The sequence below is a fragment of the Ensifer sp. Root127 genome, assembly GCF_001425225.1.
Classification (GTDB): domain Bacteria; phylum Pseudomonadota; class Alphaproteobacteria; order Rhizobiales; family Rhizobiaceae; genus Ensifer; species Ensifer canadensis.
The window spans coordinates 216,769-229,895 of sequence record NZ_LMDX01000052.1 but is presented as its reverse complement, the minus strand read 5'-3'; the positions used below and the strand labels follow the sequence as shown (position 1 = coordinate 229,895).

The window sequence follows — 13,127 nt, the reverse complement described above, 5'->3', positions numbered from 1 at the left end:
TTTTTTTTGCCCTGCGGCAAAGAGTGTAAAGGGAAACTGAAAATTCATGCGCCTGCTGGCTGAAGGTCTGAGTGCGAGGCGAGGCGAGGATCTGATTTTTAACGATATTTCCTTTGCTCTTAGTGCCGGCGAAGCCCTTGTGGTGACGGGTCCGAACGGGTCGGGAAAATCGACTTTGCTGCGTGTTCTGGCCGGTCTTCTCATGGCTGAAAAGGGCAGTCTCAAACTTGAGAATGGCCCTCCTGAAATGCGCCATCCGTCAGAGCTCAGCCACTATCTCGGCCACCGAAATGCGATGAAACGCGAGCTGACCGTCGCGGAAAATCTTTCCTTCTGGAAAAACTTCATGGGTGATTCGCCCGGTGGCTCGGGCAGGGACCTGGTCGAAGCGGTGGAAGCCGTCGGCCTTCCTGGGATCGCGCACCTACCCTTCGGCTATCTTTCGGCCGGCCAGCAGAGGCGCATGGCGATGGCCAAGCTGCTTGTCGCCCACCGTCCGATCTGGATCCTCGACGAGCCGACGGCGGCGCTCGACGCCGGTGCCGACAGGCTTTTTGCCGGATTGGTCAACGCGCATCTGGATCAGGGCGGCATCGTCGTTGCGGCCACGCATCAGCCGCTCGGGCTCGAGCGCACTGGGGAATTGCGGATGACCGGCTTTGCCGGCGTCGGCGGAGGCATGTGGCATGACGCGTAATCTGGCGATCGCGGGCAAAGAGATGAAAGGGGCGTGCAGGTGATCGCGCTCTTCCTCCGCGACCTCAAGCTTTCCATCCGCGCCGGCGGCGGCGCGATGATCGGCGTTTTGTTCTTCATGACGGTCGTCGCCGTCATCCCCTTCGGTGTCGGCCCTGACCTTAATCTTCTCGCGCGGATCGGGCCTGCCATCCTGTGGATCGGGGCGCTGCTCGCGTCGCTGCTCGGTCTCGACCGGCTGTTCCAGGCGGAGCGCGAAGACGGGTCGCTCGATCTGATGCTGATGCAGGAAACGCCGCTGCTCGCCACCGTGTTCGTCAAATGCGCGGCCCACTGGGCCGCCACCGGCCTGCCGCTGGTGATCGCTGCACCGCTGCTCGGCCTGTTCATGAACATGGACGAGCTTGCAATCGGCGCCACCATGCTGACGCTGCTTGTCGGAACGCCGGCGATCACCTTCATCGGTGCCGTCGGTGCGGCCGTTGCCGTGTCGCTGCCGCGCGGTGGTCTGCTGGTGTCGATCCTGGTGCTGCCGCTTGCCATTCCGGTGCTGATCTTCGGCGTCAGCGCCGTCTATGCGGCGATCGAGGACCCGGCCCCGTTTCTGCCGCCCTTGATGATATTGATGGCAATCACCCTGTTTTTTGCCGTCATCGGGCCGGTTGCCGCCGCCGCGGCGCTTCGCCATGCGTCCGACTGACGCGGATGGTGCGGGAAACCGATAAACTGTTTGCGGTTTTCCGTCTGTCTCCCGCTCTAACCTGTTAAAATCGATGACGTTTATGATCGTTGGGTTGATGCGACAGAAGAACCATCGTGATCTCGTGATTGACGGGGATCAATTGCAGCAAAGGGCCTTAGGCGTTAAAGAGCCATCATGAGCGAAAACAGCCTTGCTATCCGCAAATTCAGCGATCTCGCCAACCCGACGCGGTTTCTGGCGCTGGCCGATCGCGTCCTGCCGTGGTTTGCGGCGCTGACGGCGCTTTTCTTCGTCCTCGGCCTCTGGCTGTCGTTCACGACGGAAGGCGACTATCAGCAAGGCGAGACGGTGCGCATCATGTATGTGCATGTGCCGGCCGCCTGGCTGTCGATGATGTGTTACTCGGTGATGGCGCTCGCTGCCATTGGCACGCTCGTCTGGCGGCATCCGCTGGCCGACGTGTCGTCGCGGGCCGCAGCGCCGATCGGCGCCTGTTTCACCTTCCTGGCGCTCGTCACCGGCTCGCTGTGGGGCAAACCGATGTGGGGCGCCTGGTGGGTTTGGGATGCACGACTGACGTCGGTCTTCGTGCTGTTTCTGATGTATCTCGGGCTGATGGCGCTCAACCGCGCCATCGACGACCCGGCGCGTTCGTCGCGCGTCTCGGCCGTGCTGGTGCTGGTCGGCTTCGTCAACATTCCGATCATCAAGTTTTCGGTCGAATGGTGGAACACGCTGCATCAGCCGGCGAGCGTACTCAGGCTTGATGGCCCGACGATCGACCCGGAGTTTCTCCGCCCGCTCGTCGTCATGGCCATCGCCTTCACGCTTCTGTTCTTCACGCTGCACATCGCCGCCATGCGCAACGAGATCTGGCGCCGGCGTGTGACGTCGCTTCGCCGTCTGGCGGCCCGAAGTGCCGGCCGGGAGGTCTGATCCAAATGATGAGCCACGCTGCCTATGTTTTTGCCAGCTACGGGATCGCGACGCTGACCGTCGTCGGCCTCTGTCTCTGGGTGATCGCCGACGGGCGCGCGCGCCAGCGTGAGCTGCGCGAACTCGAAGCGGCAGGGGTACGCCGGCGTTCGGCGGAAGCAGCAACCGGAGAGCCGCGATGACAAGCAGCCCCGCACCCGGTAGCGAGGAGCGCAAGCCCGGAGCCCTGCGTGTCGGCCTTGCGCTGCTGCCGCTGGCGATCTTCGCGGCGCTTGCCGCCATCTTCTGGAGCCAGCTCAATTCCGGCAAGGATGTCAGCGAAATCCCCTCGGCGCTGATCGGCACCAAGGCGCCGATGCTCGACATGTCGCCGCTCGAAGGCGCGACCCGGGACGGCCAGCCGATGCCGGCGCTGACCGACGCTGCCATCAAGGGCAAGCTGACGCTGGTCAATGTCTGGGCTTCCTGGTGTGTGCCGTGCCGGCAGGAGCATCCGTTCATTCTCGAACTGTCGAAGGACGAGCGTCTGACGGTCGTCGGCATCAACTACAAGGACCAGAACGAAAACGCCCTCCGGTTCCTGGGCGAACTCGGCAATCCCTTTGCAGCCGTCGGTGTTGATCCGCGCGGCAAGGCGGCGATCGACTGGGGCGTCTACGGTATTCCCGAATCCTATCTCGTCGGCGCCGACGGCACGATCCTTTACAAGCGCGTCGGTCCGTTCGACGAGAAGAGCGTGAAGGAAGGGCTGATGCCGGCGATCGAGAAGGCTGCCGCTGGTTCTTGAGCGGTTCAGGCCAAGTCCGCAATTGACCTCGTAACGTTTCGTGCAACGGCTACGATTCGCGCCTCATCCTGTGCTCGTCACAGGGATCCAGCCACGGTGCGTCCGCACCGTGAATGACCATGGGCTGCTTAATTTTCCAAGAAAGTTCGCCTTGCAGTCAGGGCGGAGTCTCGCGCGCCGCCGACGCGGCGCTGCTGGATCCCTGTGACAAGCACAGGGATGAAGGAGGTTGATTGTTCGCCTCCAGCCAACTTTCCGGGGGCGGGGATGAGCGAACCGCCGCCTTAAATCGCCGCCTGCCACTCGCGAATTGCATCCAGCGGCCAGACCAGCATCAGCACATTGAGGGTGAGGTTGTCGCGGATCAGCCAGCCGGTGAAGAGTTCGAAGCCGATGGCGATCAAAACGGTCAGCCAGACGGGCATGCGGGCGGCAAACAGGAAGCCGGCGACCATGGCCAGCGTGTCCATCGTCGAATTGAGGATGCTGTCGCCGAAATAGTCGAGCGAGATCGTCGCCGAGCGGTAGCGGTCGATCACCATTGGGGTGTTTTCGGCGATCTCCCAGGCGGATTCGATGACCATCGCCAGGAACAGCTTGGCGGTCAGTGGCTTGCCGCGCAGAAGCAGGTGGCCGAGGCCATAGAACAGGAAGCCGTGGATGATGTGCGACGGCGTGTACCAGTCAGCAATGTGCTGGGAATTGCCGCTCGATTTGACGACGGGTTCGAAGATTTTGACGTAGCCGCAGTCGCAGATCCAGATGCGACCCATCAGATGCTGGGTGATGACCTGGATCGCGAGAACGCCGACACAGGCCACGAACCAGAGCAGCGCCCGCCGGTTCTGACTGTCATTGCCGTCGATGGCTGTGCTCACTTGGCGCTATCCTGATCCAGCGAATGCTTCATGATCAACGGCATTTGCGCCAGTGTAAACAGGATGGTGATGGGCATCGTGCCCCAGACCTTGAACGCCACCCAGAAATCGGTGGAGAACGAACGCCAGATGACCTCGTTGAGTACGGCCAGCACCAGGAAGAAAATGCCCCACCGCACCGTCAGCTTGCGCCAGCCGTCTTCATCGAGCTTGAAGGCGGAGTGGAAGACGTAGCCGAGCAACGACTTGCCGAAGAGAAGCCCGCCGAGCAGGATCGTGCCGAACAGCGTGTTGACGATCGTCGGTTTCATCTTGATGAAGGTATCGTTCTGCAGCCAGAGGGTCAGCGCGCCGAAGACGAAGACGACGATGCCGGAGATCAGTGGCATCATAGGCAGCGTGCGCGTCAGCATCCAGGAGACCACGAGCGCAATCGCGGTGGCGGCCATGAACAGGCCGGTCGCGATGAAGATCGGGCCGCCGAGTTCGGAGAGCGTCGGGAAATGTCCGGCCAGCCACTCGCCGCGGGAATTGGCGAAGAAGAAGACCATCAGGGGTCCGAGCTCCAGCACCAGCTTCAACAGCGGGCTGACTTCCTTCTGCGGCTTGGTAGCCTCGATCGTCGACATTTCGGGATCCTGTTTTTGCATGTGCCTGCCGCTCATAACACCAGCTTTGCGGCAAAACCATATCAAGGCAGCCGGCTTGCGCAAACGCCACCGGACATTTCCGTAAGTCGGAACCGATTTACGGGCAAATCATGCTGCCGATCAAAGATTGCCTCTTATGGCGCATTGCCTCGAACAAGACGTGGCGGACATCCGCCGTCACGCGGCGACGCCCGCGATCGCCTCGGCGAAATCCTTGGCCTCGAATGGTTCGAGATCGTCGATGCCTTCGCCGACGCCGATGAAATAGACCGGCAGCTTGTGCTTGGCGGAGATGGCGACGAGAATGCCGCCGCGGGCCGTGCCGTCGAGCTTGGTCATGATCAGCCCGCTGACGCCGGCGACGTTGCGGAAGATCTCCACCTGCTGCAGCGCGTTCTGGCCGGTGGTGGCGTCAAGCGTCTGCAGCACCGTGTGCGGTGCGTCCGGGTCGAGCTTGCCGAGCACGCGCACGATCTTTTCCAGTTCGGCCATCAGCTCGGCCTTGTTCTGCAGCCGACCCGCGGTGTCGATGATCAGCACGTCGGCCTTCTTTTCGCGCGCCTGCTGGAAGGCCTCATAAGCAAGGCCGGCGGCATCGGCGCCGAGCTTCGATGAAACGATGTCGGACTTGGTGCGATCGGCCCAGATCTTCAGCTGCTCGATGGCGGCGGCGCGGAAGGTGTCGCCGGCGGCGAGCATCACCTTGAGGCCGGCGCCCGACAACTTGGCCGCGAGCTTGCCGATCGTCGTGGTCTTGCCCGTGCCGTTGACGCCGACGACCAGGATGACATGCGGCTTGTGGCTGAGGTCGAGTTCCAGCGGCTTGGCGACGGGCGAAAGCACCTTGGTGATTTCGCCGGCCATGATCCGCGACACGTCCTCGCCGGACACGTCCTTGCCGTAGCGCTCGGAGGCGAGCGTATCGGTGATGCGCATGGCAGTCTCGACGCCGAGATCGGCCTGGATCAGCAGATCCTCCAGGTCCTGCAGCGTCGCCTCGTCGAGCTTGCGCTTGGTAAAGAGGCTGGCGATCTGGCCGGTCAGTTGCGACGAGGTGCGGGCAAGCCCGCGGCGCAGGCGCTGATACCAGGTAAGCTTGGGCTGTGGCGCGGCAACGGGCTCTTCCTGCGCGCGCTCGGCAGCGCTGGCAAAACCCTTCGGCAGGCTGGCGGCAATAACAGCTTCGGGGGCAGGTGCTTCGGGCAGCGGCGTTCCGAGGACCGGCTCCTCGGGGACCGCTGCCTCTGAAACTGGCGCCTCGAAAACACTGTCGTCTTGTTCGACGACATCCTCGACAGGTGCCGCATCTGCAGCCAGTTCATCGCTCGCATCGTCGCCGATCGGCTGATCTTCGACGGCTGCGATTTCCTCCTGCTCGGCCAGATCCTCTGGCTCGACAGGCGGCTCTTCCGGTGCTGTTTCCTGAAGCGCGGCGTAGGCCTCAAGCGCCTCTTGCGTTGTGGGCGACAGTTCTCCCTGTTCTGCCGCTGCATCCACGGGCACGACCGCGTCTTCGCTGACAGAGGTATTCTCGTCGTTGCGCGCCTCGTCCGATGCCGGTCCGCCCGCGGTCTCGATCTCGGCCGGCAGGATCGGGTCCTCGACGGCAAGCGGCAGGGCTTCGATATCAGACAGCGGCTCAAGCAGTTCTTCAGAGGCTTCTTCGGCCGCGGACTGCTCGGCAACGGGCTCGTCGATTTCTACGTCGACCGGGGCGATCGCCTCGGGGATAACGGGCTCCGGCGCCGGCGGCACTTCGGCCGGTACCGCTGCTGCGACGTCCGCTTCCGGCGCGGCATCCTGCGGCTTGGTTTCCTCGACAGTGCCCTTGCCGAAGGAGAAGATCTTCTTGATGAAACCGATTGCCATTCAGGGATTCCGCATGAGTCAGGCCGCAGCCATCTGTTTTACCTGCATCGTCAGATGCTTGCCATTGTGGCCGGTGATCGTGACCGGCACAAGCGCACGGGGTTTGAGGCCGGCGGCGTCGACGAGCGTGAAGTTTTCGGTGTGAGCGAGGCCGTTGTTTTCGACCAGCAGCGTCTGCGCGCTGCCGACCATGCCTTCGAGATGGCGGGCATAAAGGGCCGCGCCCGTCGCGCGAAGGCGGGCGGCGCGATCCTTGACCAGCGCCCGGTCAAGCTGCGGCATACGCGCTGCCGGCGTGCCGGGACGGGGGCTATAGGGAAAGACGTGCAGATGGGCGATGCCGCAATCCTTGGCAAGCCGCACGGCATTTTCAAACATCTCTTCGGTTTCCGTCGGGAAGCCGGCGATCATGTCGGCGCCGAGACTGATATCGGGGCGCAAGCGCCGGACCTTGTCCGTGAAGGCGAGGGCGTCGGCGCTCGAATGGCGACGTTTCATGCGCTTCAGGATCATGTCGTCGCCATGCTGCAGCGACAGATGCAGATGCGGCATGAAGCGCGCTTCGTCGGCAATCAAATCGAACAGATGGCCGTCGGCCTCGATGCCGTCGATCGAGGAAAGGCGCAGGCGGCGGATATCCGGCACCTGTTTGAGAAGCGTCTTTGCCAACAGTCCCAGCGTCGGGGTTCCCGGCAGATCGGCGCCGTAGCTCGTCGCATCGACGCCGGTGAGCACGATCTCGCTGTAGCCGCCCTCGACGAGCCTGCGTGCCTGGTCGACCACCGCACCCATCGGTACCGAGCGGGAATTGCCGCGTCCATAAGGGATGATGCAGAAGGTACAGCGGTGATCGCAGCCGTTCTGCACCTGGATGAAGGCGCGTACGTGACCGTCGATATGCTTGACCATCTGTGGTGCTGTGGCCCGCACGCTCATGATGTCGTTGACGCGCAGCTTTTCTTCCGCCGAGACGCCGAAATCGGGCAGCGATCGGTAGGAGGCGCTTTTCAGCTTCTCCTCGTTGCCGAGCACGGCGTCGACCTCGGCCATACCGGCGAAGGTTTCCTTCTCCGTCTGGGCGGCGCAGCCGGTGACAATGATGCGGGCATGCGGGTTGTCGCGGCGGGCGCGGCGGATCGCCTGGCGCGCCTGGCGCACGGCCTCGCCGGTCACCGCACAGGTGTTGACGAGGATGGCGTTGTTCAACCCCGCCTTTTCGGCTTCCGCCCGCATCACTTCGGATTCGTAGGTATTGAGACGGCAGCCGAAGGTTATGACCTCGACGCCGCTCAAAGCGCCCGGGCCTCGGCGGTTCCCGGTTGGGTTTCATCGCGCTGCCAGGCGCCGGTCGCAGGGTCGACGGTTCCCGACCATTCCCATTCGGCCGGGCCGGTCATGACGACATGGTCGTCCGCTTCACGCCACTCGATCGACAGTGGGCCACCGGGCACGTTGACGATCACCCTGCGGTCGGTGCGGTCGGTCCGGGCGGCGCTGACGGCCGCAGCACAGGCAGCAGAACCGCAGGCAAGCGTCAGGCCGGCCCCGCGTTCCCAGGTTCTGAGGTCCAGTTCATTTCGCGAAAGCACGCGCGCAATCGAGATGTTGGCCCGCTCCGGGAACATCGGGTGGTTTTCGAGCAGCGGCCCGAAGCGTTCGAGGTCATAGGACCAGACGTCGTTGTCGACCCAGAAGATCGCGTGCGGATTGCCCATCGAGGCAACCGACGGCGAATGCAGCACGGGATTGTCGATCGGGCCGATCTGCAGCTCGATCCGGCGCGTGTCGTGAAACTCTTCCGACAGCGGGATTTCGTCCCAGCCGAAGCGCGGGCTTCCCATGTCGACGGAGATCGTGCCGTCGTCGTGCTCCTTGGCTTCGAGCAGGCCAGCAACCGTATGGAAGAGAAAGGCCTTCTTACCGGTTTCGGCGGCAAGCGCCTGGACGACGCAGCGCGTGCCGTTACCGCAGGCCTGGGCCATCGAGCCGTCGGAATTGACGATATCGATCCACGCGTCGGTGCCGGCGGCCTTCGGATCGTGGATCGCCATGATCTGGTCGAAGGCGGTGGCCGGATCGGCGTTGAGCGATATGGCAGCCTGCGGCGTCACGCGGTCGCGGCGGCCGCGCATGTCGACGACCAGGATCTTGTTTCCAAGCCCGTTCATTCTGGCAAATTGCACGTTGTCGACCATGTCGCGATTGTCCAAACCAGCCTCGCCAAGCGGAGGCACCCTTCATTTGGGCTGTATATGGCGGAAAAGCCCGGAAATTACCAGTGCCGGCTTCCCAGTGCCGGCTTCATTGGCGCGTCGACGACGAAGGCGGCACATCGAAGATTTCGCCCGGGCGCATGGCCCTGAAGCGCGTGCGGGCAATCTCGGCCTCGTCAAGCGCCTGTTCGAGCGCCTTGACCGGTGCATCGACGCCTTCATCGGTCAAGCGGAAGGTTCCCCAGTGGTGCCCAGCCACGTGGTCGGCGGCGCAGTCGATCATGCCCTGCACCGCCTCTTCCGGGTTCTGGTGATGATCCTGCATGAACCAGCGCGGCTCGTAGGCGCCGAAGGGCAGGTTGGCGAGGCGGAAGCCGCCATGTTTTTCGCGGGCGGCGCGATAGTTGATGCCGCCGTGAAAGCCGGTGTCGCCGACGTGGTAAATCTTGCCAACAGGGGTTTCGATGACGAAGGCCGCCCAGAGCGCCATGCGGCGATCGCCGGAGCCGCGCGCCGACCAGTGATGGCAGGGCTCGGCATGGATCACCAGTTCGTCTTCAAGGTCCAGCCGGTCGCCCCAGTCGAGAACGGATATGGTCGCGTCCGGCACGGCGCGGCGGATGATTGTGTCGTTGCCGAGCGGCGTGACGATCAGCGGACTGTGCTCTTCGTTGAGGGCTGCCAGCGTATCGAGATCGAGATGGTCGTAGTGGTTGTGGGTGACGAGCACGAGGTCGATCGGCGGCAGATCGTCCATCTCGATGCCTGGCGCATTGCGCCGTGCTGGGCCGACGAAGGAAAACGGGCTCACCCTGTGTGCCCAGACCGGGTCGGTCAGTATGTTGAAGCCATGCACCTGGATCAAAAGGCTCGCGTGGCCGATCATCGTCACCCGCAGGCGGTCGGCCTCGATGCTCAGATCCGGCTTTGCCTGCTGAAACGGGCTTGGATAATGCGTCGGCCACCTCACCTTGCCTCGACCGAGCTGCCAGCGCAGAAGGTCGCCCATGCCCCGCGGCTGCCGGCCATTGGGGTTGAAGAACCGCGTTCCGTCGAAGTGGTCGGAGGCGGGCCCCCGATAATAAGGATTGACCTTCGGCATCGTCGCTTTCCGGCGATTGTTTGGTGGCGGTGTCTGAAAAAGATAGGCGCTTGCGATGCGTCGTGACAGGGTGAGGGGACAAGGTTCAAGAAATTCTTGAAAATAGCAACTTGATTGCTATCGTGCCTCATGCTGGTTCGCTTCGACAAACAGGAACGTCTGTACAAGGCCATCAAACTGGTCCGGCCGATCCATCTCAATGTGCATCGTTCGATCGAGCACATGCTGGAAGGTTCGGGCATATCCGTCGCCGAAAGGGCGGTGCTCGAGCTTCTCTGCGTGGAGCCATTGACAGTGCCGGAGGCGGCGCGGCGGTTGTCGATGAAACGGCAGTTCGTGCTGCGCGTCGTCGTCGGACTGCTGGAAAAGGGACTTCTGGAAAAGCAACCCAACCCGGAACATCGACGCGCCTATTTCTGTGCGCCGAGCGTTGTCGGTCGCGACCTGTTCGAGGCCATCCACCGGCGCGAACTCGAATTGCTGCACGCGGTTCTGGGCGATATCAACCAGACCGAAGTGGTTGCGGCACTCAGGGTCATGACCCGCGTCGCGACGGCGTTCGATGAGCTGGCACGTGAACTTGGCGCAGCGGATGACAAGGAAGGCTCTTGACCGCCGGGATTGGTGCTGTGAGCGTCGCGGCGCAGTCCGTGCCTGAAATCCCTGCTGCCGGATTTGCCGGCCGTTCTTGACTTTTCGGCCGCTTTCCTGTTTATCGCGGCAAATTCCTTCGCAAGTTGATGACTTCGAAGCCACCGACCAGGCCCCGTAAATGTATAAAGAGAGCCCGGAGGTCAACATCCGACAGCGCGTTGCGCCCTCGGGTGGTTTTTGGCTTTGCGCCTTGTTTTTCAGGCGAAGGAACCCACGTTTCCGGCTAGTCTCCATGCCACCGGAAACCAGAAGGAAGTGAGAATGTTCGAGAGCCTCCAGGACCGCCTTGGTTCCATATTGAATGGACTGACCGGCCGCGGCGCATTGTCGGAAGCAGATGTTTCCGCGGCGCTTCGCGAGGTTCGCCGTGCGTTGCTCGAAGCCGATGTCGCCCTCGACGTCGTGCGCTCCTTTACTGAAAAGGTTCGCGAGAAGGCCGTTGGCGCCGAGATCCTGAAATCGATCAAGCCCGGGCAGATGGTCGTCAAGCTCGTCCATGACGAGCTGGTCGAGATGCTGGGCTCCGAGGGCGTCACTATCGACCTCAATGCGCCGGCACCGGTCGTCATCATGATGGTCGGTCTGCAGGGCTCGGGCAAGACGACGACCACCGGCAAGATCGCCAGCCGGATGAAGACGCGGGACAAAAAGAAGGTCCTGATGGCTTCGCTCGACACCCGTCGTCCGGCCGCCCAGGAGCAGCTTCGCCAGCTCGGCGTTCAGGCCGGCGTCGATACGCTGCCAATCATCGCCGGCCAGTCGCCGACCGATATCGCCGCGCGCGCCGTGCAGGCCGCCAAGCTCGGCGGCCACGACATCGTCATCCTCGACACCGCCGGCCGTACGCATATCGACGAGCCGCTGATGATCGAGATGGCGGAAATCAAGCGGAAGTCCAATCCGCATGAGATCCTGCTGGTCGCCGATGCGCTGACCGGTCAGGATGCCGTCAACCTCGCCCGCAACTTCGACGAACGCGTCGGCATCACCGGCCTCGTGCTCACCCGTATGGACGGCGACGGCCGCGGCGGTGCAGCACTTTCGATGCGCGCCGTTACCGGCAAGCCGATCAAGCTCATCGGCGTCGGCGAAAAGATGGGCGAACTCGAAGAGTTCCATCCGCGCCGCGTTGCCGACCGTATCCTCGGCATGGGCGACATCATCTCGCTGGTCGAAAAGGCTGCCGAGAACATCGACGCCGAAAAGGCGGCCGCAATGGCCGCCAAGATGGCCAAGGGCAAGTTCGACCTGAACGACCTCGCCGACCAATTGCGTCAGATGCAGAAGATGGGCGGCATGGGCGGTATCATGGGCCTGATGCCCGGCATGGCCGGCATGAAGGACAAGATGGCCTCGGCCGGTCTCGACGACAAGCTGTTCGGACGCCAGATCGCCATCATCTCCTCGATGACCAGGGCCGAGCGCGCCAACCCGGACATGCTGAAGCATTCCCGCAAGAAGCGCATCGCCGCCGGTTCCGGCACCGATGCTGCCGACATCAACAAGCTTCTGAAGATGCACCGCCAGATGGCGGACATGATGAAGATGATGGGCGGCAAGGGCAAAGGCGGCATGATGAAGCAGATGATGGGCGGCCTTGCCAGCAAGATGGGCCTCGGCGGCCTTGGTGGCGGCGGCATGCCCGATCTGTCGAGCCTCGACCCCAAGCAGCTCGAAGCGTTGCAGAAGCAGGCGGAAGCAGCCGGCCTCAAGCCCGGCGGCATGCCGGGCCTTGGCGGCGGCGGCCTGCCCGGTCTCGGCGGCGCCAAGCTTCCGGGCCTTGGCGGTTTCCCCGGCCTTCCGGGCCTACCCAAGAAGAAGTGAGGATCGGTGAGAGATGATTGATCCCGAAATCAAAAAGGAATTGGCGGGTTACCGGCAGTCGATCGACAACATCGATGCCGCGCTCGTCCACATGCTGGCCGAACGGTTCCGCTGCACCCAGGCGGTCGGCGTTCTCAAGGCCAAGCACAATCTGCCGCCGGCCGATGCGGCGCGCGAAGAATACCAGATCGAACGTCTTCGCCACCTGGCGAAGGATGCCAATCTGGATCCGGATTTCGCCGAGAAGTTCCTGAACTTCATCATCAAGGAAGTCATCCGGCATCATGAAGCCATCGCCGCCGATCGCACGCATTCCGCGGGCACCGTCGGCACCACCCATTCCGCTTGAACGAAGCGGTCAAGAAAGCCTGCAAGGAGTTACTCAAATGGCACTGAAAATTCGTCTCGCCCGTGGCGGTTCCAAGAAGCGTCCTTACTACCAGATCGTCGTTGCCGACGCCCGCAGCCCGCGTGACGGCCGCTTCCTCGAGAAGATCGGTTCCTGGAACCCGATGCTCGGCAAGGACGACGAAAAGCGCGTCGAGCTGAACGCCGAGCGCATCAGCCACTGGATCGCCCAGGGCGCCCAGCCGACCGACCGCGTCATGCGCTTCCTCGACCAGGCCGGTATCGCTCAGCGTCCGGCTCGCAGCAACCCGAACAAGGGTCTGCCGGGCAAGAAGGCTCAGGAGCGCGCTGCTGAAGCCAAGCAGAAGGCCGAAGACGCCGCTGCTGCCGCTGCCGAAGGTGCCGCGGAATAATATCCGGCAAACGGATGAAGGAGACGGGCGGCATTTCCATGCCGCCCGTTTTCC

At 63.0% G+C, this 13,127-nt stretch carries 15 protein-coding genes; 9 read left to right on the top strand and 6 right to left on the bottom strand.

The genetic code is table 11. The features are described from left to right. The first annotated feature begins 46 nt into the window (after positions 1–46). The 5 genes from ccmA to ASD03_RS33600 all read left to right on the top strand — a co-directional run bounded on the left by ccmA (position 47) and on the right by ASD03_RS33600 (position 3,122). A complete protein-coding gene (gene ccmA / locus ASD03_RS33615) occupies positions 47–697 on the top strand; it encodes a heme ABC exporter ATP-binding protein CcmA (RefSeq protein WP_025425187.1) in 651 nt (216 codons plus the stop codon). A gap of 39 nt (positions 698–736) precedes the next feature. Continuing rightward, the gene (gene ccmB / locus ASD03_RS33610) at positions 737–1,396 is read left to right on the top strand and encodes a heme exporter protein CcmB (RefSeq protein WP_025425186.1); all 660 of its coding nucleotides are present in this window, start codon (positions 737–739) and stop codon (positions 1,394–1,396) included. Between the two features lie 177 nt (positions 1,397–1,573). After that, entirely contained in the window at positions 1,574–2,335 is a 762-nt protein-coding gene (locus tag ASD03_RS33605) for a heme ABC transporter permease (RefSeq protein ID WP_025425185.1), read from the top strand. A 5-nt stretch (positions 2,336–2,340) separates the two neighbouring features. Beyond that, positions 2,341–2,517 carry a heme exporter protein CcmD gene (ccmD, locus tag ASD03_RS37245; protein ID WP_171520373.1) on the top strand — a complete coding sequence of 59 codons (177 nt, stop codon included), beginning with the start codon at positions 2,341–2,343 and terminating at the stop codon, positions 2,515–2,517. Continuing rightward, the gene (locus ASD03_RS33600; RefSeq protein WP_025425184.1) at positions 2,514–3,122 is read left to right on the top strand and encodes a DsbE family thiol:disulfide interchange protein; all 609 of its coding nucleotides are present in this window, start codon (positions 2,514–2,516) and stop codon (positions 3,120–3,122) included. The genes ccmD and ASD03_RS33600 overlap by 4 nt, the downstream gene beginning before the upstream one ends. A 284-nt stretch (positions 3,123–3,406) precedes the next feature. Here the strand turns inward: ASD03_RS33600 and ASD03_RS33595 are convergent, their stop codons facing one another. From ASD03_RS33595 to ASD03_RS33570, 6 genes are all read right to left on the bottom strand, one after another. Further along, the gene (locus ASD03_RS33595; RefSeq protein ID WP_025425183.1) at positions 3,407–4,000 is read right to left on the bottom strand and encodes a DUF2585 domain-containing protein; all 594 of its coding nucleotides are present in this window, start codon (positions 3,998–4,000) and stop codon (positions 3,407–3,409) included. Further along, the gene (locus tag ASD03_RS33590; protein ID WP_025425182.1) at positions 3,997–4,629 is read right to left on the bottom strand and encodes a septation protein A; all 633 of its coding nucleotides are present in this window, start codon (positions 4,627–4,629) and stop codon (positions 3,997–3,999) included. The genes ASD03_RS33595 and ASD03_RS33590 overlap by 4 nt, the downstream gene beginning before the upstream one ends. Positions 4,630–4,827: 198 nt before the next feature. Then, positions 4,828–6,519 (bottom strand): signal recognition particle-docking protein FtsY, encoded by a 1,692-nt coding sequence (ftsY, locus tag ASD03_RS33585; protein WP_025425181.1) that lies wholly within the window; start codon positions 6,517–6,519, stop codon positions 4,828–4,830. Between the two features lie 18 nt (positions 6,520–6,537). Further along, positions 6,538–7,812 (bottom strand): tRNA (N(6)-L-threonylcarbamoyladenosine(37)-C(2))-methylthiotransferase MtaB, encoded by a 1,275-nt coding sequence (gene mtaB, locus ASD03_RS33580; protein ID WP_025425180.1) that lies wholly within the window; start codon positions 7,810–7,812, stop codon positions 6,538–6,540. Then, positions 7,809–8,714 (bottom strand): diaminopimelate epimerase, encoded by a 906-nt coding sequence (gene dapF / locus ASD03_RS33575; RefSeq protein WP_171520372.1) that lies wholly within the window; start codon positions 8,712–8,714, stop codon positions 7,809–7,811. Before dapF ends, mtaB begins: the two co-directional genes overlap by 4 nt. Positions 8,715–8,820: 106 nt before the next feature. Beyond that, on the bottom strand, positions 8,821–9,834 hold the full coding sequence (locus ASD03_RS33570) for an MBL fold metallo-hydrolase (RefSeq protein WP_025425178.1): 1,014 nt from the start codon (positions 9,832–9,834) through the stop codon (positions 8,821–8,823). Positions 9,835–9,963: 129 nt separating this feature from the next. Here ASD03_RS33570 and ASD03_RS33565 point away from each other — a divergent pair, with 129 nt between their 5' ends. The 4 genes from ASD03_RS33565 to rpsP all read left to right on the top strand — a co-directional run bounded on the left by ASD03_RS33565 (position 9,964) and on the right by rpsP (position 13,073). Continuing rightward, complete coding sequence (locus ASD03_RS33565; RefSeq protein ID WP_025425177.1) at positions 9,964–10,446, top strand: MarR family transcriptional regulator; 483 nt, start codon at positions 9,964–9,966, stop codon at positions 10,444–10,446. 303 nt (positions 10,447–10,749) lie between these two features. Next, positions 10,750–12,312 carry a signal recognition particle protein gene (gene ffh, locus ASD03_RS33560; protein ID WP_025425176.1) on the top strand — a complete coding sequence of 521 codons (1,563 nt, stop codon included), beginning with the start codon at positions 10,750–10,752 and terminating at the stop codon, positions 12,310–12,312. Between the two features lie 13 nt (positions 12,313–12,325). Continuing rightward, complete coding sequence (locus tag ASD03_RS33555) at positions 12,326–12,661, top strand: chorismate mutase (protein ID WP_025425175.1); 336 nt, start codon at positions 12,326–12,328, stop codon at positions 12,659–12,661. A gap of 37 nt (positions 12,662–12,698) precedes the next feature. Continuing rightward, on the top strand, positions 12,699–13,073 hold the full coding sequence (gene rpsP, locus ASD03_RS33550; protein ID WP_025425174.1) for a 30S ribosomal protein S16: 375 nt from the start codon (positions 12,699–12,701) through the stop codon (positions 13,071–13,073). Positions 13,074–13,127: the final 54 nt, after the last annotated feature.

Coding starts and splice junctions, on each gene's coding strand:
- ASD03_RS33600 (WP_025425184.1), top strand. CDS start 2,514: ATGACAAGCAGCCCCGCACCCGGTAGCGAGGAGCGCAAGCCCGGAGCC.
- ASD03_RS33555 (WP_025425175.1), top strand. CDS start 12,326: ATGATTGATCCCGAAATCAAAAAGGAATTGGCGGGTTACCGGCAGTCG.
- rpsP (WP_025425174.1), top strand. CDS start 12,699: ATGGCACTGAAAATTCGTCTCGCCCGTGGCGGTTCCAAGAAGCGTCCT.
- ffh (WP_025425176.1), top strand. CDS start 10,750: ATGTTCGAGAGCCTCCAGGACCGCCTTGGTTCCATATTGAATGGACTG.
- ASD03_RS33605 (WP_025425185.1), top strand. CDS start 1,574: ATGAGCGAAAACAGCCTTGCTATCCGCAAATTCAGCGATCTCGCCAAC.
- ASD03_RS33565 (WP_025425177.1), top strand. CDS start 9,964: ATGCTGGTTCGCTTCGACAAACAGGAACGTCTGTACAAGGCCATCAAA.
- ASD03_RS33570 (WP_025425178.1), bottom strand. CDS start 9,834: ATGCCGAAGGTCAATCCTTATTATCGGGGGCCCGCCTCCGACCACTTC.
- ASD03_RS33590 (WP_025425182.1), bottom strand. CDS start 4,629: ATGTCGACGATCGAGGCTACCAAGCCGCAGAAGGAAGTCAGCCCGCTG.
- ftsY (WP_025425181.1), bottom strand. CDS start 6,519: ATGGCAATCGGTTTCATCAAGAAGATCTTCTCCTTCGGCAAGGGCACT.
- dapF (WP_171520372.1), bottom strand. CDS start 8,714: ATGGTCGACAACGTGCAATTTGCCAGAATGAACGGGCTTGGAAACAAG.
- ccmD (WP_171520373.1), top strand. CDS start 2,341: ATGATGAGCCACGCTGCCTATGTTTTTGCCAGCTACGGGATCGCGACG.
- ccmA (WP_025425187.1), top strand. CDS start 47: ATGCGCCTGCTGGCTGAAGGTCTGAGTGCGAGGCGAGGCGAGGATCTG.